At 36.3% G+C, this 25,986-nt stretch carries 23 protein-coding genes and 1 rRNA gene; 5 read left to right on the top strand and 19 right to left on the bottom strand.

Going from position 1 to position 25,986, the window contains the following annotated elements; genetic code table 11:
* Positions 1-235: 235 nt before the first annotated feature.
* From murC to AAIB49_RS13360, 6 genes are all read right to left on the bottom strand, one after another.
* Positions 236-1,537 (bottom strand): UDP-N-acetylmuramate--L-alanine ligase, encoded by a 1,302-nt coding sequence (gene murC / locus AAIB49_RS13385; RefSeq protein ID WP_339214262.1) that lies wholly within the window; start codon positions 1,535-1,537, stop codon positions 236-238.
* A gap of 173 nt (positions 1,538-1,710) precedes the next feature.
* Positions 1,711-2,820 carry a nicotinate phosphoribosyltransferase gene (locus tag AAIB49_RS13380; protein WP_343458315.1) on the bottom strand — a complete coding sequence of 370 codons (1,110 nt, stop codon included), beginning with the start codon at positions 2,818-2,820 and terminating at the stop codon, positions 1,711-1,713.
* Between the two features lie 81 nt (positions 2,821-2,901).
* Positions 2,902-5,151 (bottom strand): DNA translocase FtsK, encoded by a 2,250-nt coding sequence (locus tag AAIB49_RS13375; RefSeq protein WP_343458314.1) that lies wholly within the window; start codon positions 5,149-5,151, stop codon positions 2,902-2,904.
* A gap of 148 nt (positions 5,152-5,299) precedes the next feature.
* Positions 5,300-5,905: a YtpR family tRNA-binding protein gene (gene ytpR, locus AAIB49_RS13370; protein WP_343458313.1), complete on the bottom strand. Its 606-nt coding sequence runs from the start codon at positions 5,903-5,905 to the stop codon at positions 5,300-5,302.
* A gap of 20 nt (positions 5,906-5,925) precedes the next feature.
* Entirely contained in the window at positions 5,926-6,729 is an 804-nt protein-coding gene (locus tag AAIB49_RS13365; RefSeq protein ID WP_343458312.1) for a DUF1444 domain-containing protein, read from the bottom strand.
* A 261-nt stretch (positions 6,730-6,990) separates the two neighbouring features.
* Entirely contained in the window at positions 6,991-7,503 is a 513-nt protein-coding gene (locus AAIB49_RS13360; RefSeq protein WP_343458311.1) for a hypothetical protein, read from the bottom strand.
* 158 nt (positions 7,504-7,661) lie between these two features.
* Between AAIB49_RS13360 and AAIB49_RS13355 the strand changes: the two genes are divergently transcribed.
* Positions 7,662-8,102 (top strand): YtoQ family protein, encoded by a 441-nt coding sequence (locus tag AAIB49_RS13355; protein ID WP_343458310.1) that lies wholly within the window; start codon positions 7,662-7,664, stop codon positions 8,100-8,102.
* Positions 8,103-8,117: 15 nt separating this feature from the next.
* Here the strand turns inward: AAIB49_RS13355 and AAIB49_RS13350 are convergent, their stop codons facing one another.
* From AAIB49_RS13350 to AAIB49_RS13330, 5 genes are all read right to left on the bottom strand, one after another.
* The gene (locus tag AAIB49_RS13350) at positions 8,118-8,624 is read right to left on the bottom strand and encodes a DUF84 family protein (RefSeq protein ID WP_343458309.1); all 507 of its coding nucleotides are present in this window, start codon (positions 8,622-8,624) and stop codon (positions 8,118-8,120) included.
* A gap of 263 nt (positions 8,625-8,887) precedes the next feature.
* Positions 8,888-10,027 carry a mannitol-1-phosphate 5-dehydrogenase gene (locus AAIB49_RS13345; RefSeq protein WP_343458307.1) on the bottom strand — a complete coding sequence of 380 codons (1,140 nt, stop codon included), beginning with the start codon at positions 10,025-10,027 and terminating at the stop codon, positions 8,888-8,890.
* Positions 10,028-10,032: 5 nt separating this feature from the next.
* Positions 10,033-12,114, bottom strand: a complete 2,082-nt coding sequence (locus tag AAIB49_RS13340) for a BglG family transcription antiterminator (protein WP_343458306.1) — start codon at positions 12,112-12,114, stop codon at positions 10,033-10,035.
* Between the two features lie 94 nt (positions 12,115-12,208).
* Positions 12,209-14,116 (bottom strand): PTS mannitol transporter subunit IICBA, encoded by a 1,908-nt coding sequence (locus tag AAIB49_RS13335; protein ID WP_343458305.1) that lies wholly within the window; start codon positions 14,114-14,116, stop codon positions 12,209-12,211.
* A gap of 304 nt (positions 14,117-14,420) precedes the next feature.
* Positions 14,421-15,485 (bottom strand): M42 family metallopeptidase, encoded by a 1,065-nt coding sequence (locus AAIB49_RS13330; protein ID WP_186871311.1) that lies wholly within the window; start codon positions 15,483-15,485, stop codon positions 14,421-14,423.
* A gap of 156 nt (positions 15,486-15,641) precedes the next feature.
* On the opposite strand from AAIB49_RS13330, the gene AAIB49_RS13325 reads away from it, so the two are divergent.
* Positions 15,642-15,956 (top strand): PepSY domain-containing protein, encoded by a 315-nt coding sequence (locus tag AAIB49_RS13325; RefSeq protein ID WP_339214243.1) that lies wholly within the window; start codon positions 15,642-15,644, stop codon positions 15,954-15,956.
* Between the two features lie 80 nt (positions 15,957-16,036).
* On the opposite strand, the gene AAIB49_RS13320 is transcribed toward AAIB49_RS13325, so the two are convergent.
* The gene (locus AAIB49_RS13320; RefSeq protein WP_343458304.1) at positions 16,037-16,888 is read right to left on the bottom strand and encodes a YtnP family quorum-quenching lactonase; all 852 of its coding nucleotides are present in this window, start codon (positions 16,886-16,888) and stop codon (positions 16,037-16,039) included.
* Positions 16,889-17,065: 177 nt separating this feature from the next.
* A complete protein-coding gene (gene trmB, locus AAIB49_RS13315; RefSeq protein ID WP_339214240.1) occupies positions 17,066-17,710 on the bottom strand; it encodes a tRNA (guanosine(46)-N7)-methyltransferase TrmB in 645 nt (214 codons plus the stop codon).
* A gap of 75 nt (positions 17,711-17,785) precedes the next feature.
* Between trmB and AAIB49_RS13310 the strand changes: the two genes are divergently transcribed.
* Positions 17,786-18,073: a YtzH-like family protein gene (locus AAIB49_RS13310; protein ID WP_339214239.1), complete on the top strand. Its 288-nt coding sequence runs from the start codon at positions 17,786-17,788 to the stop codon at positions 18,071-18,073.
* Here AAIB49_RS13310 and AAIB49_RS13305 read toward each other — a convergent pair.
* The 5 genes from AAIB49_RS13305 to AAIB49_RS13285 all read right to left on the bottom strand — a co-directional run bounded on the left by AAIB49_RS13305 (position 18,065) and on the right by AAIB49_RS13285 (position 23,449).
* Positions 18,065-18,871, bottom strand: coding sequence for a phosphotransferase (locus tag AAIB49_RS13305; RefSeq protein WP_339214238.1), 807 nt, complete (start codon positions 18,869-18,871; stop codon positions 18,065-18,067). The two genes, AAIB49_RS13310 and AAIB49_RS13305, sit on opposite strands and share 9 nt — an antisense overlap.
* Before the next feature lie 728 nt (positions 18,872-19,599).
* Complete coding sequence (locus AAIB49_RS13300; protein WP_343458303.1) at positions 19,600-20,520, bottom strand: NERD domain-containing protein; 921 nt, start codon at positions 20,518-20,520, stop codon at positions 19,600-19,602.
* Positions 20,521-20,524: 4 nt separating this feature from the next.
* Positions 20,525-21,088, bottom strand: a complete 564-nt coding sequence (gene thpR / locus AAIB49_RS13295) for an RNA 2',3'-cyclic phosphodiesterase (RefSeq protein ID WP_343458302.1) — start codon at positions 21,086-21,088, stop codon at positions 20,525-20,527.
* 9 nt (positions 21,089-21,097) lie between these two features.
* A complete protein-coding gene (locus AAIB49_RS13290) occupies positions 21,098-21,811 on the bottom strand; it encodes a pseudouridine synthase (RefSeq protein ID WP_343458301.1) in 714 nt (237 codons plus the stop codon).
* A gap of 15 nt (positions 21,812-21,826) precedes the next feature.
* The gene (locus AAIB49_RS13285) at positions 21,827-23,449 is read right to left on the bottom strand and encodes a putative polysaccharide biosynthesis protein (RefSeq protein ID WP_343458300.1); all 1,623 of its coding nucleotides are present in this window, start codon (positions 23,447-23,449) and stop codon (positions 21,827-21,829) included.
* Between the two features lie 268 nt (positions 23,450-23,717).
* Between AAIB49_RS13285 and AAIB49_RS13280 the strand changes: the two genes are divergently transcribed.
* On the top strand, positions 23,718-24,986 hold the full coding sequence (locus AAIB49_RS13280) for a BaiN/RdsA family NAD(P)/FAD-dependent oxidoreductase (protein ID WP_343458299.1): 1,269 nt from the start codon (positions 23,718-23,720) through the stop codon (positions 24,984-24,986).
* An 83-nt stretch (positions 24,987-25,069) separates the two neighbouring features.
* Complete coding sequence (locus AAIB49_RS13275) at positions 25,070-25,258, top strand: hypothetical protein (RefSeq protein WP_186871300.1); 189 nt, start codon at positions 25,070-25,072, stop codon at positions 25,256-25,258.
* Positions 25,259-25,676: 418 nt separating this feature from the next.
* Here AAIB49_RS13275 and rrf read toward each other — a convergent pair.
* A 5S ribosomal RNA gene (rrf, locus tag AAIB49_RS13270) occupies positions 25,677-25,792 on the bottom strand.
* Positions 25,793-25,986 lie beyond the last annotated feature (194 nt).

Here is a 25,986-nt window from a genome sequence, read left to right as displayed (position 1 = left end):
AAGAATTTATCTTAAAGTAAAAAACGAATGATGAGCTACGACCCCGCTCCGGAAATATACTTGCGGTTCGCGGGCGGCTGGTGAGCCTCCTCGTGCTTCACACTTCGAGGTCTCACCGATGCCTTTTCTCCCGCAGGAGTCTACGTATATTTCCGGAGCTAGTATCGTGTATCATTCAGTTTTACATTTGATTCTTTTGGTTATGTCTCAGCCTACTTTTTATAGTTGTATCCAATTATTTAGCAGATAATGCATTCTCATAGGCATGTTGGAATTTTTGAATATCACCAGCACCCATGAAGATTAACACACTATCTTCATGTTTCATTAATTCTTTAACATTCTCGAGTTCAAGAATAGTACTATTTGGTATCAATTTTTGCAAATCGTTAATTGTTAATTGTCCACTATCTTCCCTAGCAGATGCAAAAATCTCACATAAATAAATCGAATCCGCTTCATTCAGACTATCGGCAAATTCTTGTAAAAAAGTCTTAGTCCTTGTAAAGGTATGCGGTTGGAAAATAGCAACTACCTCTTTATTAGGATATTTCTTCCGAGCCGATTCAATGGTAGCCATAATTTCTCTAGGATGGTGCGCATAATCATCAATGATGATTTGGTTGCTGATTTTCTTTTCGCTAAAACGACGTTTAACACCCTTAAAGGTACTAATATGTTTCATCGCATCTGCATCCATACCTTCATAATGGCAAATCGCTATAACTGCTAGTGCATTTAATACATGATGATTCCCATACATTGGAATGGTAAATGTATCATAATACGTATTTCGAACAAATACATCGAATTTTGTACCCTCTTCCGTTTCCTTCACATTTTGGGCTTGGAAATCATTTGTTGGTAAAAATCCGTAATAAACTACTGGCACCTTCGCTTGAATTTGCTGTAGTTTTTCATCATCTCCACAAGCGATGATCCCCTTTTTAACATTATCAGCCATAGACTGAAATGCATCAAATACATCATTGATACTTGAAAAGTAATCAGGGTGATCAAAATCGATATTCGTCATGATTGCATAATCTGGTTCATAACTTAGAAAATGTCTTCGATACTCACATGCTTCAAATACAAAGTAATTGCTATCTACATGTCCATTTCCAGTTCCGTCACCAATAAGATATGAAATTGGATAGGATGCATTTAGAACATGTGCTAATAATCCTGTCGTAGAAGTTTTACCATGAGCTCCCGTTACGGCAATACTCGTATATTGCTTCAACCATTCTCCTAGGAATTCATGATAACGGTAGAAAACTAACCCTTTACGTTTTGCCTCTTGGATTTCAACATGTTCATCTGAAAACGCATTACCTGCAATAATCGTTAAACCATCAGTAATATTCTCCTTCGAAAAAGGATAAATCGGTATGTTTTTTGATTCAAGAGCTTCCTGGGTGAAAAATTGCTTTTCCACATCTGAGCCTTGCACTTTTTCTCCAGAATCATGAAGAATTTGTGCTAAAGCACTCATTCCAGTACCCTTTATACCAATAAAATGGTAAGTTGTCATAAAAAAGAACCTCCAACTATATGTGTAAGAACAACACGGGATGTGCATACGTTTCGAACAATTGCACCTAGTCGTTTACTACTAAAAAAATTGTAATAACATTAAATAATTATACCAAATATAATGTAGTTATAAAATAGTTATTTCGATGTGTCATACCCATTAGAACGAATTTAAGCCTTATGATATTCCACTTTTTCTAGTCGTGGATTTGGACGATAACGTCGGCCATTTTTTGCTTCTGGATACCCATTTAATAATACATTATCACCAGTAAAGCCAATATCTTGCTGCAGTAAGCTTCTACCTACTCCATAGGTATTAACCGGAACACCTAATGATTCAAAATATCGGATTTTCTCTTCGGTGAACCCACCTGTCGCAACGATTTCAACATGTTGAAATCCGTTGTCGTCAAGTGCCTTTCTTAGGGCAAATACAAGTTCAGGATTTACTCCTCTTGGATCAAATGACCCCATAACATGATGATTTCGGAGGAAATATTTATCCACTAATGTATTGGATGTATCCAGACGAACACCTTTAAGCTTTTCACCGAATGCACGTGCAACTTTTAATGAATCGGTAATGACATCATTATTATAATCGACGAGTGCTACTAAATCATCATTAGGGTATACTTCATGGTATGCCTCCATCGCTGCAACAACATCACCTTTAAACATTTGAATCAGTGCATGTGGCATCGTACCCATACCTTCTTTTCCCCACCACTCATTCATGGCATGTGTTGCTTGAGCAGTAGAACCACCTATAAATGCCGCATAACCATCCCCGGCTTGCGTTGTATAATGGTCATCGCGGTCCCCCATAAAAATAACTGGCTTCTGCTTACCAGACGATCTTGCCGCTTTTACAACATTATATACATTTGTAGCAATAGATGTTCTTCTAGCCAAAATCCCATCAATAATCCCTTCTAAGTAACCAAACTCCTGGTAAGGGCCTGAGATAGTAAGTACCGTTTCAAATGGGCTAATTTTGTCCCCATCTTTTAAGGAATGTATTTCTAGCTTTTCTGGATGATCTGCAAAGGTATGAACGAGTGCAATTGCTTCGTCTGTTCCACAAAGTACAGCATCCTTCTTTTGGAAGAATTGCATTGTTACATGATTATTCGGCACCTTTTTCTCAACTATTTCTTTCGTCTTTAAAAAATAAACTGCTGAAAACCAGCCTTCTTTAATTCGTTTATCAAATTTAAACGTTTTATTTGTTAAACGGTCTATTTGACCGCTTAGCTTTTGTTCTATCTCTTTCATAGTAGTCTCCTTCTAACATATTCCCTATAATATCATATATCCAGTAACCTATTTTAACAAGTAAACGCTACTTGTATCCGTTTAAGATAATAGTTCTTCTAGCTCTGCCTTGGTAATTAAGACATCTCTAGGCTTACTACCATTTTGACCAGAAATAATTCCTTTATATTCAAGTGCATCAATTAACCTTGCTGCTCGATTATACCCTATTTTAAAATGTCGTTGTAATAAGGAGGTACTTGCACTGTCATGGTTATACACAAATTGAATTGCTTCTGTTAAAAGCTCATCCTCTTCCTCATCAGCTTCAAATTGCTTTAACAATGATTCTTGTTCGAATAAATAATTTGGCTCCGCTAAAGAGCTAACATAGCTAGTAACTCGTTCGATTTCCTCATCAGAAACAAATGGCCCTTGTAGACGGACACTTTTACCAGCTCCATTTTCGACAAAGAGCATATCACCTTTACCTAACAGCTTTTCTGCACCACCAGTATCAATAATTGTCCTAGAATCAACTTGTGAGGACACACTAAATGCAATTCTAGTAGGAATATTCGCTTTGATTAGTCCTGTTAATACATCGACAGAAGGACGTTGAGTTGCTAATAATAAATGTATACCACATGCCCTAGCCTTTTGCGCAATTCTACTAATCGCATCCTCTACATCCTGAGGCGATACCATCATCAGATCCGCTAATTCATCTATTACAATGACAATAAACGGCATTTTTTCATGTCCTCGACCTTGTTTTAATACTTTTTGATTATAACGCTCAATATCTCGGACACCTTCTTGGACAAACTTCTCATACCGTTCTTCCATTTCATTTACTGCCCATTTTAATGCAGCTGTTGCTGCCTTAACATCCGTAATAACCGGAGATACAAGATGTGGTATGCCGTTATACGGTGCAAGCTCCACCATCTTCGGATCGATTAGTATAAATTTGACATCGTCATGATGTGCCTTATAAATTAAGCTTAACAATATTGTATTAATACATACACTCTTACCAGATCCAGTAGCACCGGCAATTAAGCCGTGTGGCATTTTTTGAATGTTCGTTACGATAGGAGTTCCCTCAATATTTAACCCTAAAGCAATGCTTAATGGTGAAGAACTATCTTTAAACGAATTAGAACCAATTATTTCAGAAAGTCCAACCATTTGTGAGGTCGGATTAGGAACTTCTATTCCTATCGTGTTCTTGCCTGGGATAGGAGCTTCTATCCGAATATCCTTGGCAGACATATTCAACTTCAAATCATCACTTAAGTTTTTTACCTTGCTAACTTTTACCCCTAATTCTGGTTGCACTTCAAATCTAGTAACGGCTGGTCCTTGTGTTGCATTTACAACTTTAGCACGAACATGGAAATACTTGAGAGTCTGTTCGAGTAATTGCTGTTGCTCCTGTATCCATTGATCATTTAGATTACTCTTCTCAACTGGGTCATTTAATAAATGTAAAGGTACCGTTGTATGATTAGAATTGTTATTCGTAACATGTTCCACTTCAGCCTGAGACGGTTGTTTATGCTCTACCTTCTTATGTAATATTTTCCTCTTATCTGAAGGTGTCATAATAACATTGTATGGAACACTTCGTTGTTTCTGCCCTTCTGATGTTGTAATTGATGACGATTTCTGATTATTATGATCCGCATCAGCATTTTGCTGTACTTTCTCGGGTTCTTGTATATCCTCTTTACCTTGTAACGGTTCCTTATATTCAACCTTATCTTCTTGAAAGTTAGCTGTCTCCTCATGAGCTGGTTGTGGTTTAGTTATTTCCTCATATGCTTCTTGCATTGGTGCATGATTAACTTCTAGATTACTAGCTTCAGAGGAATTCAAGTTAGCATTTATCTCATCATGATGGTGTAAGTCAGAAGTAGTAACTTCTGTTGGTCTCTTTTTTCGTACATATGCTGGAATCGAGTTAACTTCTTTATTGGTTCGTTCTCTAAAGCCATATATCGGCGAAGGAACATCTGTCCTTTCAAAGGGCTTTTTCTCTTCTGTTGTTTTTGCAACATCAGCTTGTTGTGGCATAGGTTGCTTCGTATTGTTAGGTCTATTACCTTTCCGTAAGTATGCTGGTGTTTCAATGTCTCCTAATGATCTTCTAATCTCTTTATTAGGATTAGAGATTTGTGGAATATGGTAAGAATTATTGTATGGATATTGATAAACCATCCTCGTTTTAATGTCAGGCTTAGAATCTTGTAATGGTGTATATTCATCATCTTGATAGTCAATTTCTTCTACTTCTACTTCCTTCCAAATAAATGTTTCAATTCTTTTCTTCCATTTATCCCACATTGCATTCACTCTTTTCTCTTGTTCCTTTATAGAATTTCTAATATCATCTCGTTTTACTAGAAAAACTTTTCTTATTCATTAAAAATTAATAATTTTCTCATCTTAAATGAAAAAGCAACCTAAGCTGTCAAACATAGGTTGCTTTCTATTATACAGTAAAAGCTTGACCAACTGAATAGGAATCATCTAGGATATAAATTCCTTTTTCCTTTGGAGCATTGGGAATTCCTAGCTCTTTTTGCGAGCAAATCATTCCATTAGAAGGTATTCCTCGAAGCTCAGTTGGTTTGATTCTTAAACCACTAGGCATAGTAGCTCCAATTTTGGCAACAACTACTTTTTGTCCTTTATCCACATTTGGTGCGCCACATACGATTTGTAGTACTTCATCCCCTACATCTACTTGACATACACTCAATTTATCCGCATTCTCATGTTGTGCTTTCTCTACTACATAACCTACAACAAACTTCGGACTAAGGTCTAAGTCTAGTGCATCATCGATGTTATGATCTGCAAATACTTGCTTCACTTTATCTAATAGTTCATTAGTTAATGGAATCTTACCAGTTTCTTTTAGTTCAAAATACTTCGAAGCATCAGCAATATTGTAGCCTAATACTTCTTGATTGCTATCTATAATTCTTGTTACTGGTCCGATTGTTTCATGACTTATACGATAACGATCATCGGTTTCTTTTAAAGGAATGATTAATACATCACCAATTCCATTAGGATTATAAAATACGTCCATCAAACTCACTCTTTCTACTATTATTTTTCTGGTCTATTTTTAGCTAAAATAAATATCGGTGTTAACTTCTTATCCTCATAAATAAATGGTAAGGAGGTAATGGGAATTCTACCTTCTGTAAAAAACTTCATCGTCATCTGTGCAAGTATATCATACCCTGTCTTGTTTTGAATGTCTGCTATAATCAAAACATCTTGGTGTGGTACCGCAACAGCTAATTCCCCTTTACTCTTTCTCTTCATGTCTTCTAATAGCGATTCATTTAAAATTCTACTAGCATCATATCCATCCTGCTGTGCAAAGAAATAAAAATCATTCTCTGCTACCGTATCTACTTTATACGTCGTATCTAACGAACGTAAATTAAAAGTAGCAATCTCATCAATTCGCTTTTCTGTCCAGCCATCCTGTTCTAGCATCGCTTGGTCAACTAATCGATAGGACTTCCCTAAATCAATCGCATAAAAGATTCTCGTTTCTGCTGTATGATCTTTATATAAAAGTTCACTACCCGACTTAGAACTAGTTGGAAATGAAGTGGAACGAACAACCGGAAGGATATGTTTTTCCATCCCATTCAGGGTATAAGACTGATTCATTATTTTTAAGGATTCTGATATATGTTCAACAAGCTCATCTATAGCTTGTTCACCACGCTCGTTATACTTACCAATTATATTGGGGAGTTTAATCGTTACACCTTGATTGGAACTCTTCCACTCAACACGTAAAGTATCCTGTTCTCTATTGTATTTTATACTAAAATTAGAATCTGACAGCCTTTCCTCTAGGATTTTTTTCATTTTAAGACTGGTCATTTTCATAAAAAAGCCTCCTATAACTTATCGGCATAATGGCTTACTTTTTTGCCTTTACTTTCTTATGATAGCTATGATTAGGTTTCTGTTCAACTATTTCACCTAAAGAATAAACAAAAAACTGAAACATAGTAGATAATTTAAACACAGAAAATCCAATTGATTACAAATTGATAACGAAAGGCTTTAGAACTACAAGCCTGAAGCTCATGTTAATTAATCGTATGGATTTTTTAGTTTACCATCTAGTATATCTCAGTCTTTTATCTATTCAACAATAGATAGCGCTATTTTCATAAGGTTTTCCGAATCGGTGATTGCTTTATTCTTACTTGTAAATGTTGTTAATTTTACTCCTCCAACACCGATCTGTAATTCATATCCCATTTTTTCATCTTCATGAAGAAGGCGAATATAGCCGAATTTATCGTCCCCAGAAAAGGATTCTAATAATACTACATCCTCTGTTTTTGCAGCTTCATAATTCAGCTGGCTTCGATTATCTTCTAATGTATTATAAAAGACAAGTAATGGCTGATCCCCACCATGTACGATAGCATTAAACATATCTACTTCTTCTACATTCATGTTAGCTGGTAAATAGAAAGAAAAATATTCTCCTTCATAATTATCCTCGGGAATATCTTCACTGTAGAAAACTTCTTCTGCTTTTTCTCCGGCTTGTGCAATAATTGACTCTTCTGATTGAAAACTAAATACAGTTATGGCAATGACGAATACGGATAATATAATACATACGATATATGTTATCTTCGGCATGTTTCCGTTTCCTCCTACTATAGACCTGCAAACACTCTACCCCTTATCTTACTATTAATTCAAGATATTTCAAGTAGAAACGTTAGTCGTATCACTTTTATTTCTAGTTATAATCCGATAGTATTAACTTAACATAAATAAATTATGGAGGTAAAAAGATGGAACTTATCGTATATTTAGCAGGGCAAATTCATGATAATTGGCGAGAAGAGATTGTCAGCAAAGCGAGAGAAGTGAAACTACCTTTAAAGTTTGTAGGTCCACAAACAAACCATGATCGTTCGGATGATATTGGAGAGGATATTTTAGGAAAACAGCCTAACAACCTGTATAGAGATGATGCCGCCTCCAGTATTAATAATTTTAGAACACAAGTCTTACTGCAAAAAGCAGATATCGTTATTGCCTTATTTGGAGAAAAATATAAACAATGGAATACGGCAATAGACGTAAGTGCGGCAATTACAATGAATAAGCCTACTATTATTATTCGCCCAGAAAGTCTAATTCATCCATTAAAAGAGCTTTCCAACAAAGCCAATGTAACCGTAGAAACGATAGATCAAGCTATAGAAGTTCTAGCATATATCTATGAATAAATAGGGGCAGTCCCCCTATTTATTCTGCCAATACTCCCACTGACCTTTAAGTAAGGTAACGACTTGGGCAAACATTTCCTCGCGGGTTAATTGATTATTAGTAAATATACCAATAGCACCTTCTTTTTTAGATACTCCAGTTTTATTGGCATATTGATCCATTATTACCCCAAGCTCTATCCATTGCTTTAGCGGTTTTTCCATTTCTTTTGGTAATAGCACCCTTGCACCACTAGCCGTATATATAGACCCTGTTGGCGTAACTAGCGCACCCCAATTACATAAATAAAGCCAGTCACCGACATACATTACGCCACCTTCTAATCCAATGCCAATACTGTTATTTTCAATATTTGCACACTGTTTTGCACGGTTGACTGCGCCTTCTAAAGTTTCTTCATCGGAAAATGGTTGAGTAGATACTTGAGAAGGAACCTCTATACCCATTACTTCATGGTCTGGAAATATACTGGATACAGCATTTACTTTGGTTGGATTTTTCGAACCGACGATAAATTTCATGTCAAAATCTCCTTTTACTATCCTTCCTTTTCCTAAAATATTATTTTACCATACCATGTAACCATTTAAATAAAAAGAGCCTGGGACAAAACTATTTCTAACATAGGATAAACCGAACATGAAAGTTAGCACATCAAACCCTTTCCTCCCACAGGAGTCTCCGTATATTTCCGTGGCTAATGTGGTAATGGTTCGTTTTTATTACCTTTGTTTTCGTTTTGTCCCAGCCTCTACTATATCTTACTATTTTTCCGAGTATACTATTATTTTAGTGCATCATATTGTTTTATAATTTCTTGGGTAATTTCACTGTCCTCTGGTAAGTTACTAACTTCTGATAACACTTTAGCAATTCCGCTTTCTTTAATCATCGTTTGAAGTTTGACTGCTTCTTCGTCCTCTTGATAATCAAATAATAGCGCTGCAGCGATTGCTTGAGCTAGATTTGTATACGGTAAGCCGGCCTTTTGTGCTTCTGTTGCTGGACGAACAAGGCGATCTTCTGGCCCTAATTTACGAAGAGGGGCACGTCCTACTCTAGTGACACCATCATTTAAATGCGGGTTTTTAAATCGATCGATAATCTTTTGGATATACTTACTGTGTTCCTCTTTGTCTAAACCATATTGTTTAACCAAGTAATCACCGGTCTCTTTTAATGTTGCTTCTACTTTATTAACGATTGCTTCATCGGCTAATGTTTTATCAATCGTTGATTTTCCATTTAAGTAACCAAGATAAGCGATCACAGCATGTCCTGTATTAACCGTAAATAGTTTCCTTTCAATAAATGGAGCTAGCTCTTTAACTGTCGTCATGCCTTCTACGTGTGGAATATCAGCTTCTGTTTCTACAACCCATTCATAATATGGCTCCACTAACACATCAAGTGACGTATTATTCTTTTGGATTGGAACAATACGGTCAACAGCAGAATTAAAGAAAAATACTTTACCAGCTAACCTTTCTTTCGTATCTTCATCAAGATTATCCAAGATATGTTCTTTCAAAATATCAGTAGCACCAATTTGGTTTTCGCATGCAATGACATATAATGGCTCATCTGTTTGGTATACTCTTTCCGAGATTCCACGTGCAATTAACGGCGCAATTCTCGGTAAGATATTTGGACCGATTGCGGTCGTTAAATAGCTCGCATTCGTGATAACCTCGATGACTTCTTGCTCCTGTGTCATATTGTTCAGTCCTGAGACATGGTTTATTGTAGTTGTTTCTTGTTGATCTGTTGCAAGAATTACTTGATAGCTTTTTTGTTCATTTAATTGATTAATAATTTGATCTGCAATATCGACGAAGGTTACATGATATCCTGAATTGGAAAATAAGGCTCCAATAAATCCTCTACCAATATTACCTGCACCAAAATGAACTGCTTGTTTCACTTCTATCATTCCTTTATCCATTTATTTTGTAAGTAGGTTGAAAATAAATCCTCTAATTTACCTCTTATCATTTCTTCATTAGAGGAAGAATAGATCATTAAAGCTGTATCCGTTTCAATTAAACTTGTGCTGATTAAACTTAGTATTTCTTGTTCTTTTATGCTAAGTTTGTCAGGAGATAGCATTAACAATAAGTGCTTCAATGTAACTTCTTTTCCATCCATTCCCTTAATTACACAAGGATTGTCTAAATGACATATTTGAAAGATAAGCTCTTGTATACTGTCATCCCGACAATGGAATAGTCCCATATTCGTATGCGGAATCCCAAGACCTCCCATTTTTTCTCTGTCTAAAAGCTTCTGAAACACGACATCAGCATCTGTAATTAAGGATTCTTGTTCCAGTTCTATTACCATTTCTTTCAGTACACATGTATAGTCTGGACTACTCTTTCGATATATACGCAAATTATTAAGAATTGCTTCAATACCAGTCTGAACGTCTTTCATTTCCTGTAAAACATCTAATAAACTTGATGATTCCTGTCTCATCTCTTTATCCCTAATTTTTACATACTCTTTTTTTCCTGTAAATTGTTGAAGATTACTCTGTAAATAGCTACGAATCATTTGTATGTCTTCATCACTTAATAATGGGGAGACAAGAATATAATGAACCTCATCAAATGGTAACCGAACAGTGGAAATAATAATGTCAAATTCGTCTACATTTGATTGTTGCATTTCTTTAATCGTTTTAACTTCTATAGTATCAATCTCCTGGAATTCCTTTTTAATACGACTGGCCAACATTTTAGATGTACCAATCCCTGTAGGACAGACAACTACACCATGAATAGTAGGCTTCTCTTCGTTCATCAATAAGGCGGAACCGAAGTGAAGAACGATAAATGCAACTTCGTCATCCGGAAAGCGAATCTCCGGAATTTCCTTCTCGAGACTATTTCGAACTGCCATAAACAATACAGGATATTTCTTCTTTATTTGGGCTGTTAACGGATTGAACAAGCCTGTTTGATGTTTTAAACGAAATATGGAAGGCTCCATGTGGGCAAACAACCCCTGGAACAATGAAAAATCTCGCGTTAAATCCACATGTAATTGGCTAGATACATCCTGTATGATATTATTAATAATTTGTCCGAGCATAATGCGGTCATAAGCAATTGTATCTGAATCTTGCAGCTTAGAACCTTTTAGTATCACAGCTAGATATTGCACATCTCTCTCGGTTAATGGAATGGATAATTTAGATTTTAGCTCTTCACATAGCTGATCCATGAGTTGAAAAGCATTTATTGTTTCTTCTTCCTCTATTTCTCCTATTGGTTCATCTAGTAAAAAATTGTTCTCTACTCGCTTAAGCGTAATCGCAATGTGAACGACAAGTCCTAAATAATCATTATCAGCTAACCGCATTTTACCTTTCTCAAACATACGATTCACTAGCTCATCAATGATCATCAAATAGTCAGGAGGAAAATAACCAAGAACAGAATCCTCTAATTCCATATCCTTCATCAGAATATATAAGCTTTCTAATAATTCTTCATGAAAATGAAACAATAGATAGGTTGCTAAAGCACGCCGTTTATTTGCTTCATTTCCTGTAATACTAACGCCAACGCCTCTTTTTCTCGACAAGTCTATCGTAAATTTGTCTAGCCAGCTGGTTAAGTCGTCTAGATAGGATGCAAGAGTTGTCACACTCACCCCTAGCTGATGTGCTAACACCTTAATTTTAAAAAACGATCCTTCATGTAATAAGATAATTAACAGCTGCAGCTTTTTTTCCTCAGGTGTTTCATCTGTTGGATGTACATAATAAAGCTGCTGCATTAATTTGAAAATATGTTCGTTCTTTCCTTCTATCATTAATCCATCATTGGTTGTCCGCTTTAATAGTAATTCAAAAGATTTCAAGATGTTTTCGACAGCCTTTAAATCACGCTGTATCGTTCTTACACTTACATGGAGATAGCTAGCAAGTGATTGTGGTGTGTGCTTACCTGACGTCTTCATTACTAAATCAATGATCGATTTTTCTCTTGACGTAATAAACATGCTACCCACTCGTTTCTAGTTAATTGAGATGTATCTGAACAAAAATAACGAATAGAAAGACAGTTATTCACCATCTTTCTACTCATTTTCTACTTTATTTACTATTAATAATCGTTAACAATTCTTTGGCTGTTTTGGCTTGTACCATTTGTTCCACATTTTTCTCATCTGAGCAAACAATAGCAATACCAGAAAGAATATCTAAATGTGTACCGTCCTTACCAGCTATTCCAAAGATAAGCTTGGCTTCTTGACCGTCAAAGTCAACCCCATTAGGAACTTGAAGCACGGTAAACCCTGAACGTAATACAGCTTTTTTCGCCTCTTCTGTACCATGTGGAATGGCAACATTATTTCCCATGTACGTTGATGTTAGCTTTTCACGATCAATCATCGCATCAACATAGCTTTCTTCAACGTAACCAGCTTTCACTAGTACTTCACCTGCGAAACGAATTGCCTCTTCCTTCGTAGCAAATTCTTGATTTAGGAAAATATTTTCCTCTCGTAATAAATCATCATCTTGATTATGATCTACATCTGTTACCTCTGCTACGGTTTCTTCGACTAACTCTGTTTGCTCTTTCGTAACACCATTTTGTAATTGGTCAATCAACTTATCGTATTCTGGACTGGATAAGAAGTTATCTACCGAAATATGATAAGCATCTGGCAGTTTACTTTTAGCACGTGGTGTTAACTCATTTTGTGTAATAACAATTTGTGCGTCATTGGTTAAATTACTAATAGCTGAATTGGTAACTGTCACATCTAGATTTGCTTCTTTTACTTTTTTACGTAGTAAGGAAGCCCCCATTGCACTTGATCCCATACCAGCATCACAAGCGAAAACAATTTTATTTACTTTTTCTGGAAGAGTTCCTGCTTTAGATTGCAATGCTCCTGCAACAGAGCTTTTCTTCCCTTTCATTTCTTGCATTTTATTCGTTGCCTCTTCAATATTATCCTCATCTTGTTTACTTGATTTTAGCACAAATGAAGAAATAATAAAGGAAACGGCTGTTGCTACGAATACTGCTGCAAAGTTGGCAAAATAAACACTTGCTTTCCCTGGTGTAACAGCTGCTATAGCAAAGATACTACCTGGAGAAGCAGGAGCCTGTAGACCTCCGCCTAATAATACTAGTGTGAAAATACCACTCATACCACCTAGAATAACGGAAATTAACAGCATAGGTTTCATCAGTACATATGGGAAGTATATTTCATGAATACCCCCAAAGAAATGAATGATTCCAGCCCCTGGTGCTGATTGCTTTGCAGTACCTTTCCCAAACAGCATAAAGGCTAATAGCACACCAAGACCTGGTCCTGGGTTTGCTTCTAATAGGAACAGAATGGATTGTCCTACAGTTCTCGCCTGTTCTAAACCAATTGGAGAAAGGATTCCATGGTTGATTGCATTATTTAAGAATAGAATTTTTGCAGGTTCGATGAAGATACTAGTTAATGGTAACAGACCTACACCTATTAACCAATCTACTCCCGAAACAAGCAATTGTGTGAATCCGTTTACAGCTGGGCCGATAGCTAAAAATGAAAGAATTGCAAGTAATCCACCAAGAATACCAGCTGAAAAGTTATTGATTAGCATTTCAAATCCTGATTTGACTTTACCTTCGATTGCTTGGTCAAACTTTTTAATTACGAAACCACCAAGCGGTCCCATAATCATTGCTCCTAAAAACATCGGTGTATCTGGTGCCCCTACAATAACTCCCATTGTTGCAATTGCACCTACGACACCACCTCGTTGATCATGAATCAATTTACCACCTGTATAACCAATTAATAATGGTAGTAAGTAAAAGACCATTGGGTCAACTAGTTTGGCAAGGCTTTCATTTGGAAAGAAGCCATCTGCTATAAATAATGCGGTAATTAGTCCCCATGCAATAAATGCACCTATGTTTGGCAATACCATAGAGCTTAGGAAGTTACCAAATTGTTGAACCTTAACTTTAATGGTTGACTTTGCCATTATATCTCTCCCTTTCATTGTTATATGTGTCTAACTTCCACTTAAAATCATATGCTACAATTATCTTCACTTCAAGATACTTGAAAACTAACTTTGTCGCGGTATGGATGACATGGCTGTTTTTTCTCGAAGGATGGTACAAATATGCATACTTATGTACCTAGCTTTATCAAGAAGAAATGCAATTATTCACTGCTTTATGTAAGCTACCATACGTTTAAACATGTAAATATAAACTTGTAATGTCCTTTTTAATCAAAAAAACCAGCTACTCATTAGGACGAGTAGCTGGTTTGCTATTTCATTATTGTTTGCGGATCGTATCGACCGTATTTTGATCAGTAGATTTTACTAGTTTTACTAACAGTTCTTTTGCAGCAGCGTAATCATCCACATGAATAATAGATGCTGCTGTATGGATATAGCGTGAGCAAATACCGACAACTGCAGATGGTACGCCATTACCTGAAAGATGTACACTCCCTGCATCAGTTCCCCCTTGGGAGATGAAATATTGATATGGAATATTATTAGATTCCGCCGTATCTAAAATGAATTCTCGCATTCCCCGATGTGTAATCATCGAACGATCAAAGATACGTAATAAAGCACCTTTGCCTAATTTACCAAATTCACTTTCACTTCCTGTCATATCATTGGCAGGCGATGCATCCAGTGCGTAGAAGATGTCGGGATTAATCATATTCGCTGCAACTTTCGCGCCTCTTAATCCTACTTCTTCTTGTACGGTTGCTCCAGAATACAATTCGTTAGGGAGTGTTTCACCTTGTAATTCTTTTAATAGTTCAATAGAAAGTCCACAACCATAACGATTATCCCATGCTTTAGCTAAAATCTTCTTTTCATTCGCCATCGGTGTAAATGGGCAAATTGGCACGATGGTTTGTCCTGGTTTAATTCCGATTTTTTCTGCGTCCTCTTTATCATCAGCACCTATGTCAATTAACATATTTTTAATATCCATAGGTTTATTACGTTGTTCTGGTGTTAAATTATGTGGAGGGATGGAACTAATAACACCTATTATTGGTCCATTCTCTGTCATAATTTGTACTCGCTGAGCAAGTAATACTTGACTCCACCAGCCACCTAATGTTTGGAAGCGAATAAGTCCAGCTTTCGTAATTTGTGTTACCATAAAGCCCACTTCGTCCATATGTCCTGCAACCATTACACGAGGGCCGCTTCCTTTTTTAACTCCAAATACACCACCAAGGTTATCTTGAATTACTTCATCTGCATATTTTTCAAGCTCACTTTTCATGAAAGCACGAACTGGATGTTCGTTACCAGGTGCACCTTGTAATTCTGTTAACGTTTTAAATAATTGTAATGTTTCCTGATTCATCTATGTAACCCTCCATTCCTTCTCACTACTTCTTAAGTATACCGAAAGGACTAAATTGTTTCCACAATTCAATAATATTTTCTATTTTGTTCTAATTACGGTATACTAAAAACTAGACTAACATGTGAAAAAAAGTTTAAAGCATGAGGTGAGAAGATGAGTTGGAAAAAAACTGTCGTAGCAGCTGGTGTAGGCTTTGCTGCTGGATACTTAGCAAAGCAGCAAATCGATCAATATCAAAAGATAACACCTGAAAAGGCATTGAAATACGCCAAAGAAACATTCAAAAAGCAAGGACCAATTAGTGGTTCTTGGATTTATATGAAGCCTGAGCCAATTGAAAAAAATGGCTTACAGTACAATGCATATCGTGGTGGTGTTACACGTAGTATTGATGGACAGAATAAACAATACGAATTTTATGCAGATGCAGACACTGGTGCCGTCATTGACGTCGTAGAATCGGTTTAATGTACATGAAAAAGTAGCCTTACAGCTTTGCTAGGCTACTTTTTTAATACCTAAAAATACGTGGTATTTCTGAATTTTAGTTAATACTCATATCGCTCTCTTTCCACGACATCTGTTTGATCACCTTGTTGGTTAAATTTAATAGCACGGTAAAATGCATCGTGATAAAACGTAAACCATGCCTGCTTTTGATAACCATATTCCATCCATTTTTCTTTTTGATGGACAGAAGCTACTGGATAATCATCATAGGCCATCGCCCACAGCTTGTTCTGATGGGCATTCGTTGCCATTAAATCGGCCATATGAATAAACGTTTCCTCTTTATCTTCGAATACGATAATGGAATGACCATCACTATGTCCACCCGTATGAACCATTTTTAAGCCAGGGACAATCTCAATTTCTTCGTGAAAAGGCTCTACCTGATCGACGATGGGCTTCCAGTTCATTTCCAAATATGTATTCACGGAGCGAATATTTGGGTTTCTCATCTCATCCCATTCCACTTGTGAAGTAAAAATCTTTGCATTTCGGAATACGGATTCATATGTTTCATTTACTTTTTTTGTTAATCCACAAGCATGATCAAAATGTAAATGGGTCATCAATACTGTATCAATATCATTAGTGGTTAAATTAAGTTCAGCTAACGATTTCTCAATCATCGACTCCTCAAGCACACCGAAGTTTCGCTTTTGTTTTTCTGTTAATTTATCAATCCCCATACCTGTATCAATTAACATATTTTGACCATCAATTTGCAGTAAAATCGGATCAGTTCTTAGTTCTATCTGATTTTTATCATTCACTGGATACTTTCTGGACCATAAGGCCTTTGGTACAACACCAAACATGGCACCACCATCTAAGTGATTCACTCCTCCACTTAACCAAGTTAAAGTAGCGCGGCCTACTTGTAATTTCTCCATCCAATCTCCCCCTTCATCCTTCCTAATAATAGTGTATAGGAAGGTGCATCATCTTGCAAACGCTATCAAATGAGGCTTAATTACTGTTACTTCTAGCCTCTTCCAAATAGCTTCTCTTTCATCCTGTACCCTTTCTCTAATTTATCCATCGTCCAATAATTAAAAAAAGAGGAGTTGCTACTCCTCTCGAAAAACTGCCTTACACCGGTATATTGGCTGACCTTTTGCAGAAAATTTCTCTTCATATTCTGTCATGACATTTTCTGGATCATGATCCTTATGCAAATCAAGACTGATTTCCTTTAATAGCATACCATATTCGGAAAAGCTAACTAACGAATATTCAAAGAGACCTCGGTTATCTGTTTTAAAGATTAATTCTCCATTAGAAGCCAATGCTGCTTCATATCGTTTTAGAAATGTACGGAAAGTGAGCCTTCTCTTGGCATGACGATTTTTCGGCCATGGGTCGGAGAAATTCAAGTATATGGTTGAAACTTCATTTTCCATAAAAATGTCGTTAAGATTCTCTGCATTTTCTTGAATTAACAGGATATTGGATTGCCCTGATTCTTGAACCTTCTCTGCAGCCGTTACGATAACACTTTTGGAAAGCTCAATACCGATAAAGTTAATATTAGGGTATTGTTTGGCCATCCCTACAATAAATTGACCTTTTCCTGTACCAACTTCGACGTGTATTGGATTGTCATTTCCAAAAAGTTCCTTCCATTTATTTTTATGTTCACTTGGATTAGGAATTACTAAATGCGTATTTTCACGCAAAAAATCATCGGCCCAAGGTTTATTACGCTGACGCAATAGAGGACACCTCTTTCTACTACTTTTACATATTTTTATTAAATTATCGAATACTATTCCATGAGGTGAAGTCACATGTCATTGACAGTAAATCATCAACTAGAATTATTATTAGACATTTTAGATGAGCAACAAACTGAATGTTGTGCTCAAGTATCTGAATATCAACAAATAAAAAGGTTAGTAAAATCCATGATAGCAAATAACTCCATATCTAATGAACAACTCTTACAGCTTTTACCGGAAATCTACAATTACGGTAGACAAGGAGAAAGTGTTCAAAATCAAGAGGAGCATATTCTGACCAATAAGGATAATATTACTAATTGGATTTCCACCATTGAACAAAATAATTTACAATAATCTCATTTGTAAATTAAGTTCTTTTAACGCAATCAGACGCTCTTCATACTTATCCATTTCATTTCGCTCATAATGAAAGGCTAAGAAAGAAAGCGCGTCAACAATTAAGTACCAATACATTCTAATTAAAAACGGTTTATCTAGTTCCATACCATACTGCTCTAGCCATTCTTTCCAGTTCTCTTTTGGAATATAGGAATTCAGAACCTTACCATAATCTAAAATCGGATCGGCAATCATAGCATTATCCCAGTCTATTAAATATAACTGACCATCATCCGTTAGCAGTAAGTTATGATGGTTCATATCTCCATGACAAACCGTTTGATTATGTTGTCTAGCAATCGGTAAATAGTTATTTAAATAAGCTAAACCATCTTTAATTTCTACTGTGGCATTCTCGATTCGATTAGCATTTAAACGCTTTTCAATTGATTGTATATAATCATCGGCTGTAATAGGTTTTTTTCCTAAGCGTAGCAACATATGCAATAATTCAGTGGAATGGTGAATTTTATGAAGTAGATCAGCTACACGTTGATATTGCATTTCGGCTGGTCTAAGTTCCCTTCCCTCTAACCATTTTTGAGCAGTTACCACATCACCATTGTTTAATCGTTTTGTCCATACGAGCTTAGGAACAATCCCTTCAGCTGATAATACTGCTAAAAATGGGGATGAATTTCGTTTAAGAAAAAGTTGCTTCGAATCTTTTTTGGCAAAATAAGCCTCCCCAGTTAGTCCACCAGCAGGCGTAATTTCCCATTCTTCACCAAAAACCTTCTTAAACCATTCCATCATACATTCCCCATATCAAAAAATAATCAACAAAAATTACAAACATGTTAATAGATTATCGAATTCTATCATTATTTTCAAGTTGTCTATCCTATTTATTAAGAAAAAATAGTCCCCATTATTTGGATAGCTTGTTTATCTTTAGCAATTTCACACGAACTACATACTTCTATTTGCCCATCAACTTGAAAACTAATTGCCTTATTCGCTTTTATTGAGACTCACATGATATAAATCTACTTCTTTAAATGAAATATGCTTCCCAATAAAAACAGTTAAAAACAATCCTAACACTTTCCATTTAGAAATACCACGAATAACTAACACCAGTAGAACATGGGGTTGAATTTTTGCATTACATGTTTCAGCTTTTTTGGGACTATCTTTCTCTTGTTTGGGCGCATGTATTTTCCACTCGGGTACATGTTTCAGCTTTTTGGGACTATCTTTCTCTTGTTTGGACGCATGTATTTTCCACTCGGGTACATGTTTCTACTTATTGGGCTTATCTATCTCTTGTTTGGGCGCATCTAATTCCCATTCGGGCGCATCTTTCCACTTATTGGGCTCATCTTGCTCTCACTTGGGCGCATCTAATTCCCATTCGGGGGCATCTTGCTCTCCCTTGGGCACATCTACTACTCACCCGGGTACATACTTCTACTTATTAGGCTTATCCTTCTCCCGTTTGGGCGCATCTACTTCAGATACATCCTTCCATGAAAATATTAACCATCTTCTTCCTTCATTCCACCGTCAAATTCATCCTCGTCCACCCATTCCGGCCGCTTTACATACGATGATTGGCAATGTTTTAACAATGCCTCTGCTGCCTTTAATTGAACACTTTTTAATGGGGAATTAAGCGATCTTTTTTGCTGAAACCATTGATCATATTCATGTTTTCCTATAATTCTAGTATGATATGGTTCTTTTAAAAAATTGATGATATTTGTCCGGGAGAGGACGACCTTATGTACAGGAAATGAAATATCATATTTATCTAATATGCCTTTCACAATCTTCTCCGTCCGCTTTAGTGCAAAGATTGGACTTAACTGCTTCTTGCTTTTGACACCGTTCTCCAAGACCCAGCTTCTATCATCCGATGCGGTAATCATTGTATTCTGATTTTCTTCCAATACATAAATGATTTCGATACCTAATGGACTAATAAGTATAATCTCCCCTTCAACTGGCGCCTTCCGTATCTCGAAAACAGGATAATACATTACGAAATAGGTATCTGGAAATCGTTTTAAAAAATAGTGAAGCAATTCGTCTTTATAATATTTTGGGGCAACAAAAGAAACATTAGATATAGTTGATGTAGCCCATTTAAACTGAAATGGAATAAGTTGATTCAAGAAATAATGCTTAAGCTCTTCTTCCGTATTTGGAAGCATAACGTCATGCTTTGTAGCTTCTACTTCTTCTTGTTCTTTTTTTCTTTGAAACAAATTCCATTTCGATGGTTTTTTTTGCTCTTCTTCTATGTCAGACAACGTCGACAAGAGCTCAGGATTGTTCCATAAGTTTAAAAGCTTCTTCCAATTATCTTGTTTATATCGAATAAATTGACTCGGATAACGATAAATATCCCATTCATATCGTGTAATGTAATTTTGTAATTTAATTAACTGGGCCAATGGATTACCCCCTCTTCAACCGATAACATTCCACAATCTGATATTTTGGTGATTTAGACGGATGAATTTGATACATTACAAACTCATCTACATTCATTTGAAAATAATCGGCTGCAAATTGTTCCTTCACTTCATCTAGAGCGCTTGAATGATACGATTCTAACCATTTCTTCGCTAGTGTAATATGCGGTCTGTAAGGTCTATTTTCGCTTGGAAATCCAATTTCCGTTACAACGGATTCAATTTTTCGAAATAACCCTTCAAGTTCTGTATTTTTTTCTACACCAGCCCAAATTACACGGGGGGTATCATGCTTTCCAAAGGTTCCAACCCCGCCTACGGATAAGGTAAATGTAGGATGGGGAATGGTCGCTAAATTATTTCGCAACTGTTTTAGCTGCTGCTCCTCAACAGCCCCGAGAAACTTCAATGTAATGTGTAGGTCTTCTTGATGTGGCCATACTTTATAAGACACATTTTGCTTCAACGTCTCTTGCCAGGTGAAGAATGTCTCTTTTAATTCAGTTGAAACCGGTATAGCGATAAAATAATGTGGAATTTGTCCCATTTATATCCCTCACTTAATAAATTGACAATAAGAAAGTTCTTCTTCAGTCAACTCACGATATTCCCCTAAGCTTAAAGAAGAATCCAGCTTTAGCTCCCCCATACTTAATCGCTTCAAATAGATAACTTTCATTCCGACAGCTTCGAACATTCGCTTCACCTGGTGAAATTTCCCCTCTGTAATGATTATTTCAATTTCGGAAATATCACCAGAAGCAATGATGGTTAACTTTGCTGGTTTTGTCTTATAGCCATCATCTAATGTAACTCCATTTGAAAACAGCTCAACCTCTTTATCGGTTACCATCCCCGATATTTTAGCATAATATGTTTTTCCCACATCTTTTTTTGGTGAAAGTAATTGATGAGCTAATTGACCATCATTAGTTAGTATTAATAACCCTTCTGTATCTTTATCTAATCGTCCAACAGGAAAAGGGTTAAAATGTTGTAACTCTGGTGTTAGTATATCAATTACCGTCCTATCACGCTGATCCTCGGTCGCAGAGACCACTCCAGGAGGCTTATTCATCATCAGATAAATGAATGGTTTATAGATGACAACCTGATCGTCCACTTTGACTATGTCTTTCTTCGGATCAACCTTTAGACCACTATCCTTAACAACTGTTTCATTTAACGTAACCCGTTTCTTCTTCACTAATGCTTTCACATCTTTACGGGAACCGTAACCCATATTGGAAAGTAATTTATCTATTCTCATATTAACACCTCAAAGCTACCTGAAAATCTTCCCTAAAATACGTACTCTTTCTCCAAATACCCGCTCTAATAATGTAGACTTGTATGCAAACCATAGGTATACATAGCCACCAATTGAAACGCCTAGGAATAGCATAAGCATTAATCCCAGTCTCGTTTCTTCATATGGGAATATTGCTCCCACAATTAATTTAACCAATAAAATCACAATCCACATGATGATAACAAAAATCCCCGTAAGCATGGTGCGTTTAACGATTGGTTTAAACTGGAATCCTACTGTACTTCTTATACGGATGAGATTCAACACTACTGCAATAGCTAAACCAATCGCAGTAGCAAAAATAGATCCTTTTGCACCAAACATATGAATGAACTGTATATTAAAGAGCACTTTAAATAAAAATCCAGCACATAAATTAAATACTGCATGATTTTGTTGATTGATTCCTTGTAAAACGGACGCTGTAACAGTCAATAATGCAAATAAAATGCCAACAGGCGCATACCAACCGAGTAAAGGTCCAGTTAGATTCAATGTTTCTAATCCGCCAAACAAGGTACCATACGCTTCTGATGAGAGCATGGTTAATCCAAATGATGCTGGAATAACCAGTACCAGTATAATTTGGAGTGCCTGGTTAATTTGATTATTTAATAGCGGCTTTTGTCCTTGGGTGAAGGAGGACGTGACAACTGGCATTACAGCTAAAGATAACCCTGTTGCTATTGTAACTGGTATAATGACTAGCTTATGACTTAATGAATAAATCGACCCAAATAACGCCTCAGAGATTTCCCCCTGTCCAATTGCTACCATTGTTCGATTAAACGTAACTGTATCAACTATTTGAAACAGTGGAATAGCAAGAGAAACAATAACAAAAGGTCCCGCATAACGTAATAATTCTCGCATTAACTCTTTTTTTGGTATATCATGTACCGATTTTTGTTCCGCGAGTTTCTTATCGATAAAAGGTTTACGTTTTTTCCAATAGATTAACAAGACACCATAAGAGAAAATGGCACCTATGAATGCAGCAAATGTTGCATAGCCTACTGCAGTGGTCGTTGTTCCATTAAATATATAGATAATAAGAAACGCTGCTACCAATAAAAACACGATTCTGGCAATTTGCTCTATAACTTGAGAAACTGCTGTTGGTCCCATCGATTGATTTCCTTGAAAAAAGCCTCGCATAATACTCATAGAAGGAGTAATAATTAAAGCAAAGCTAACCATACGAATGACCATCGTAACATCTTCCACAGTATTATGTAACTCATCGTCTGAAATGATTAGATTTGCAATTAGCTCCGCACTAAAGAAGAGAGCAAGAAATGTAATAATACCTGTAACTGCCATTAGTGACATACCGGTTTTAAACATTCGCATTCCAGTATAATAATCCCCTAAGGAATTATATTTCGATATGAACTTCGATACTGCTAACGGAATACCGACCGTGGCTATGGTAATTAAAATACTATACGGGAGGTAAGCATATGAATAAAGAGCAACACCTTCTGGCCCTACCATTGCATTAAAGGGTATTACATATATCATTCCTAAAAACTTCGATAAAAAAGACGCCCCCGTTAACAGGAAAGCACCCCTTACGATTGTTGATTTTGACATTTTTTCACCTGCATCTACAATTTAAAATATCACAATAAGCCTATTTTAACATACTACCGTTCCGATAGATAACCTTAACTTACAATTATATACATTTCGTTTACCATTATATTATTAAAAAGGATAGAAAAGCACTTAAACCTTCTTCCATATCAAAAATATCAGTTTTAACGATAACAAAGCTGCAAAACATGACATTTTTCCAGCTAAAAATTGAGTACATCAAGTGTAAAGTGTTAAAATTAACAGTTGAAAGGAATGAGTACGCTTGAATTATGACGTAATAGTAATTGGTGGTGGACCATCAGGATTAATGGCTGCTATCGCTGCAGCTGAACATGGTGCTAGAACCATGCTAATTGAAAAAGGAAATAAATTAGGAAAAAAACTCGCTATATCTGGTGGTGGTCGATGTAACGTTACCAACCGCCTTCCTCAAGACGAAGTTATTAAGCATATCCCGGGAAATGGTCGGTTTTTATATAGTGCTTTTTCAGTCTTTAATAATTACGACATTATCGACTTTTTCGAAGGACTTGGTGTTGCACTAAAGGAAGAAGATCATGGACGTATGTTCCCGGTATCTAACTCTGCAAAAGATGTCGTCCAAGCATTAATCAATAAAATGGACCAGCTTGGTGTAGAAGTAAAGCTAAATACACCTGTGAAAGCGATACACTATGGAGAAAGTGCACATACCGTCATTCTTGAAAATGGTGATAAATTTGAAACAGGTGCGATAGTGATTGCAGCTGGTGGAAAAGCCGTTCCTCATACAGGGTCAACTGGAGATGGCTATGCATGGGCAAAAAAGGCAGGTCATACGATTACAGAATTATACCCAACAGAAGTCGCCTTAACCTCTACTGAAGAATTTATTAAACAAAAGAAATTACAAGGTCTTTCTTTAAGAAGTATTGCCCTTTCTGTTCTAAACGATAAAAATAAACCGATCATCACACATAAAATGGACATGATCTTTACTCATTTCGGTGTATCGGGACCAGCAGTTTTACGATGCTCTCAATTTGTTGTCAAAGAGCTTATGAAAGGGAAAAAATTAGTAACCATGCACCTAGATGTATTGCCAGACAAGCATGAGGAAGAACTGTACCAGGAACTTCTTGAAACGATTGCAGAAAATCCTAAAAAAGCAATTAAAAATATATTAAAGGGAGTAGTTCCAGAAAGATTTCTAAACTTTATCCTCGAAAAGAATAACGTTAAAGAGGATCAGAAGGCAGCAAATATTGGAAAGGAAACACTCCGTTCCATTGTACAAGGTTTTAAACATTTCACCTATACAGTAAATGGGTCTCTACCACTGGAAAAAGCATTCGTAACAGGCGGAGGTGTTTCGATTAAGGAAATCGTCCCTAATACAATGCAATCGAAAATGATGGACCGATTATATTTCTGTGGGGAGATTTTAGATATACATGGTTATACTGGGGGATATAATATTACATCTGCGTTAGTCACCGGTAGGCTTGCTGGAATGAATGCTGCATTCGAAACGTCTTCACCTGGTAGTTGATTCCTCTTATTTTTTTACTCTATTAGGGAATTCTAATCATGTATTGGGGACAAATACTTTAGCACAGAAAGGGTTGGTTTCGAGTGCAAACAAAAGGAAAATGGTTACCAATTCTCGCTTCCGTTGGAGTTGGAGCGGCAACGTATTATACGATGACTAAAAACAACCAAAATTTCGGCCAAGCCATTTCAAAAATGCTCCCATTCGTGGCGGGCATGAGTGGAAATGGTGGAGGAAACACTCAGAAGCTTGGACCTTTCGGCATGGCATAACCAATTTTAGTAAGCACGCCTTCAAGATGGGCGTGCTTTTTCTATATAATTTGATTACTTAAATTAAATTCGATTTTGTAACAATGAAAACCAAAGAAAAATTTATAAAGAAGCTCTATCACATGATCAAGAAACAGTTAAGCAAAAAATAAAGGATGCTATTCATTTTCAACATGCTTCAAAAGAATATAATGCGGTTTAGTTGAATTTAGTTCTGATTCCTTGATCCAGATATAGGTATCCATCCTTCAGCATTGCTTCAAGCGATTCTATTTCTTCTTTAAGAAAAGTTCTGTTCCAGTTCGCAAAGCATGATGAATTATTCTACTAACATTCTATCGCCATTATATTTGGTTATACACAAAAACACCCCGAAAGATATTACGATATCTTTCGGGGTGTTTTACTGACTTATCCTGCCTGGCAACGTCCTACTCTCACAGGGGCAATGCCCCAACTACCATCGGCGCTGAGAAGCTTAACTTCTGTGTTCGGTATGGGAACAGGTGTGACCTTCTCGCCATCATCACCAGACAATTTCTTAAAATCAAGACAAGTTCTATTATATTCATTTCTTAAAAGAAATGCAAGGTTTTTTATAAATTATACCCTGAAAACTAAATAAGAGTAAACAAACGATATCAAATAAGTTAGTTAAGTCCTCGATCTATTAGTATCCGTCAGCTCCACGTGTCACCACGCTTCCACCTCGGACCTATCAACCTCAT

It is taken from the genome of Ornithinibacillus proteolyticus (assembly GCF_039581225.1).
GTDB lineage: Bacteria > Bacillota > Bacilli > Bacillales > Amphibacillaceae > Ornithinibacillus > Ornithinibacillus massiliensis.
The sequence above is the reverse complement of the archived record's forward strand: the minus strand, read 5'-3'. Positions and strand labels throughout refer to the sequence as shown.

What these genes read in the sequence shown, in the direction of transcription:
- murC (WP_339214262.1), bottom strand. Translation starts at nt 1,537, where the DNA reads ATGACAACTTACCATTTTATTGGTATAAAGGGTACTGGAATGAGTGCT.
- AAIB49_RS13290 (WP_343458301.1), bottom strand. Translation starts at nt 21,811, where the DNA reads ATGAGAATAGATAAATTACTTTCCAATATGGGTTACGGTTCCCGTAAA.
- AAIB49_RS13330 (WP_186871311.1), bottom strand. Translation starts at nt 15,485, where the DNA reads ATGAATCAGGAAACATTACAATTATTTAAAACGTTAACAGAATTACAA.
- ytpR (WP_343458313.1), bottom strand. Translation starts at nt 5,905, where the DNA reads ATGGACGTATTTTATAATCCTAATGGAATTGGTGATGTATTAATCATT.
- AAIB49_RS13355 (WP_343458310.1), top strand. Translation starts at nt 7,662, where the DNA reads ATGGAACTTATCGTATATTTAGCAGGGCAAATTCATGATAATTGGCGA.
- AAIB49_RS13285 (WP_343458300.1), bottom strand. Translation starts at nt 23,449, where the DNA reads ATGTCAAAATCAACAATCGTAAGGGGTGCTTTCCTGTTAACGGGGGCG.
- AAIB49_RS13320 (WP_343458304.1), bottom strand. Translation starts at nt 16,888, where the DNA reads ATGGAGAAATTACAAGTAGGCCGCGCTACTTTAACTTGGTTAAGTGGA.
- AAIB49_RS13375 (WP_343458314.1), bottom strand. Translation starts at nt 5,151, where the DNA reads ATGTGGGATAAATGGAAGAAAAGAATTGAAACATTTATTTGGAAGGAA.
- AAIB49_RS13350 (WP_343458309.1), bottom strand. Translation starts at nt 8,624, where the DNA reads ATGAAATTTATCGTCGGTTCGAAAAATCCAACCAAAGTAAATGCTGTA.
- AAIB49_RS13310 (WP_339214239.1), top strand. Translation starts at nt 17,786, where the DNA reads ATGTCATTGACAGTAAATCATCAACTAGAATTATTATTAGACATTTTA.
- AAIB49_RS13335 (WP_343458305.1), bottom strand. Translation starts at nt 14,116, where the DNA reads ATGGCAAAGTCAACCATTAAAGTTAAGGTTCAACAATTTGGTAACTTC.
- AAIB49_RS13340 (WP_343458306.1), bottom strand. Translation starts at nt 12,114, where the DNA reads ATGTTTATTACGTCAAGAGAAAAATCGATCATTGATTTAGTAATGAAG.
- AAIB49_RS13325 (WP_339214243.1), top strand. Translation starts at nt 15,642, where the DNA reads ATGAGTTGGAAAAAAACTGTCGTAGCAGCTGGTGTAGGCTTTGCTGCT.
- AAIB49_RS13360 (WP_343458311.1), bottom strand. Translation starts at nt 7,503, where the DNA reads ATGCCGAAGATAACATATATCGTATGTATTATATTATCCGTATTCGTC.
- AAIB49_RS13305 (WP_339214238.1), bottom strand. Translation starts at nt 18,871, where the DNA reads ATGGAATGGTTTAAGAAGGTTTTTGGTGAAGAATGGGAAATTACGCCT.
- thpR (WP_343458302.1), bottom strand. Translation starts at nt 21,088, where the DNA reads ATGGGACAAATTCCACATTATTTTATCGCTATACCGGTTTCAACTGAA.
- AAIB49_RS13365 (WP_343458312.1), bottom strand. Translation starts at nt 6,729, where the DNA reads ATGAAAATGACCAGTCTTAAAATGAAAAAAATCCTAGAGGAAAGGCTG.
- AAIB49_RS13380 (WP_343458315.1), bottom strand. Translation starts at nt 2,820, where the DNA reads ATGAAAGAGATAGAACAAAAGCTAAGCGGTCAAATAGACCGTTTAACA.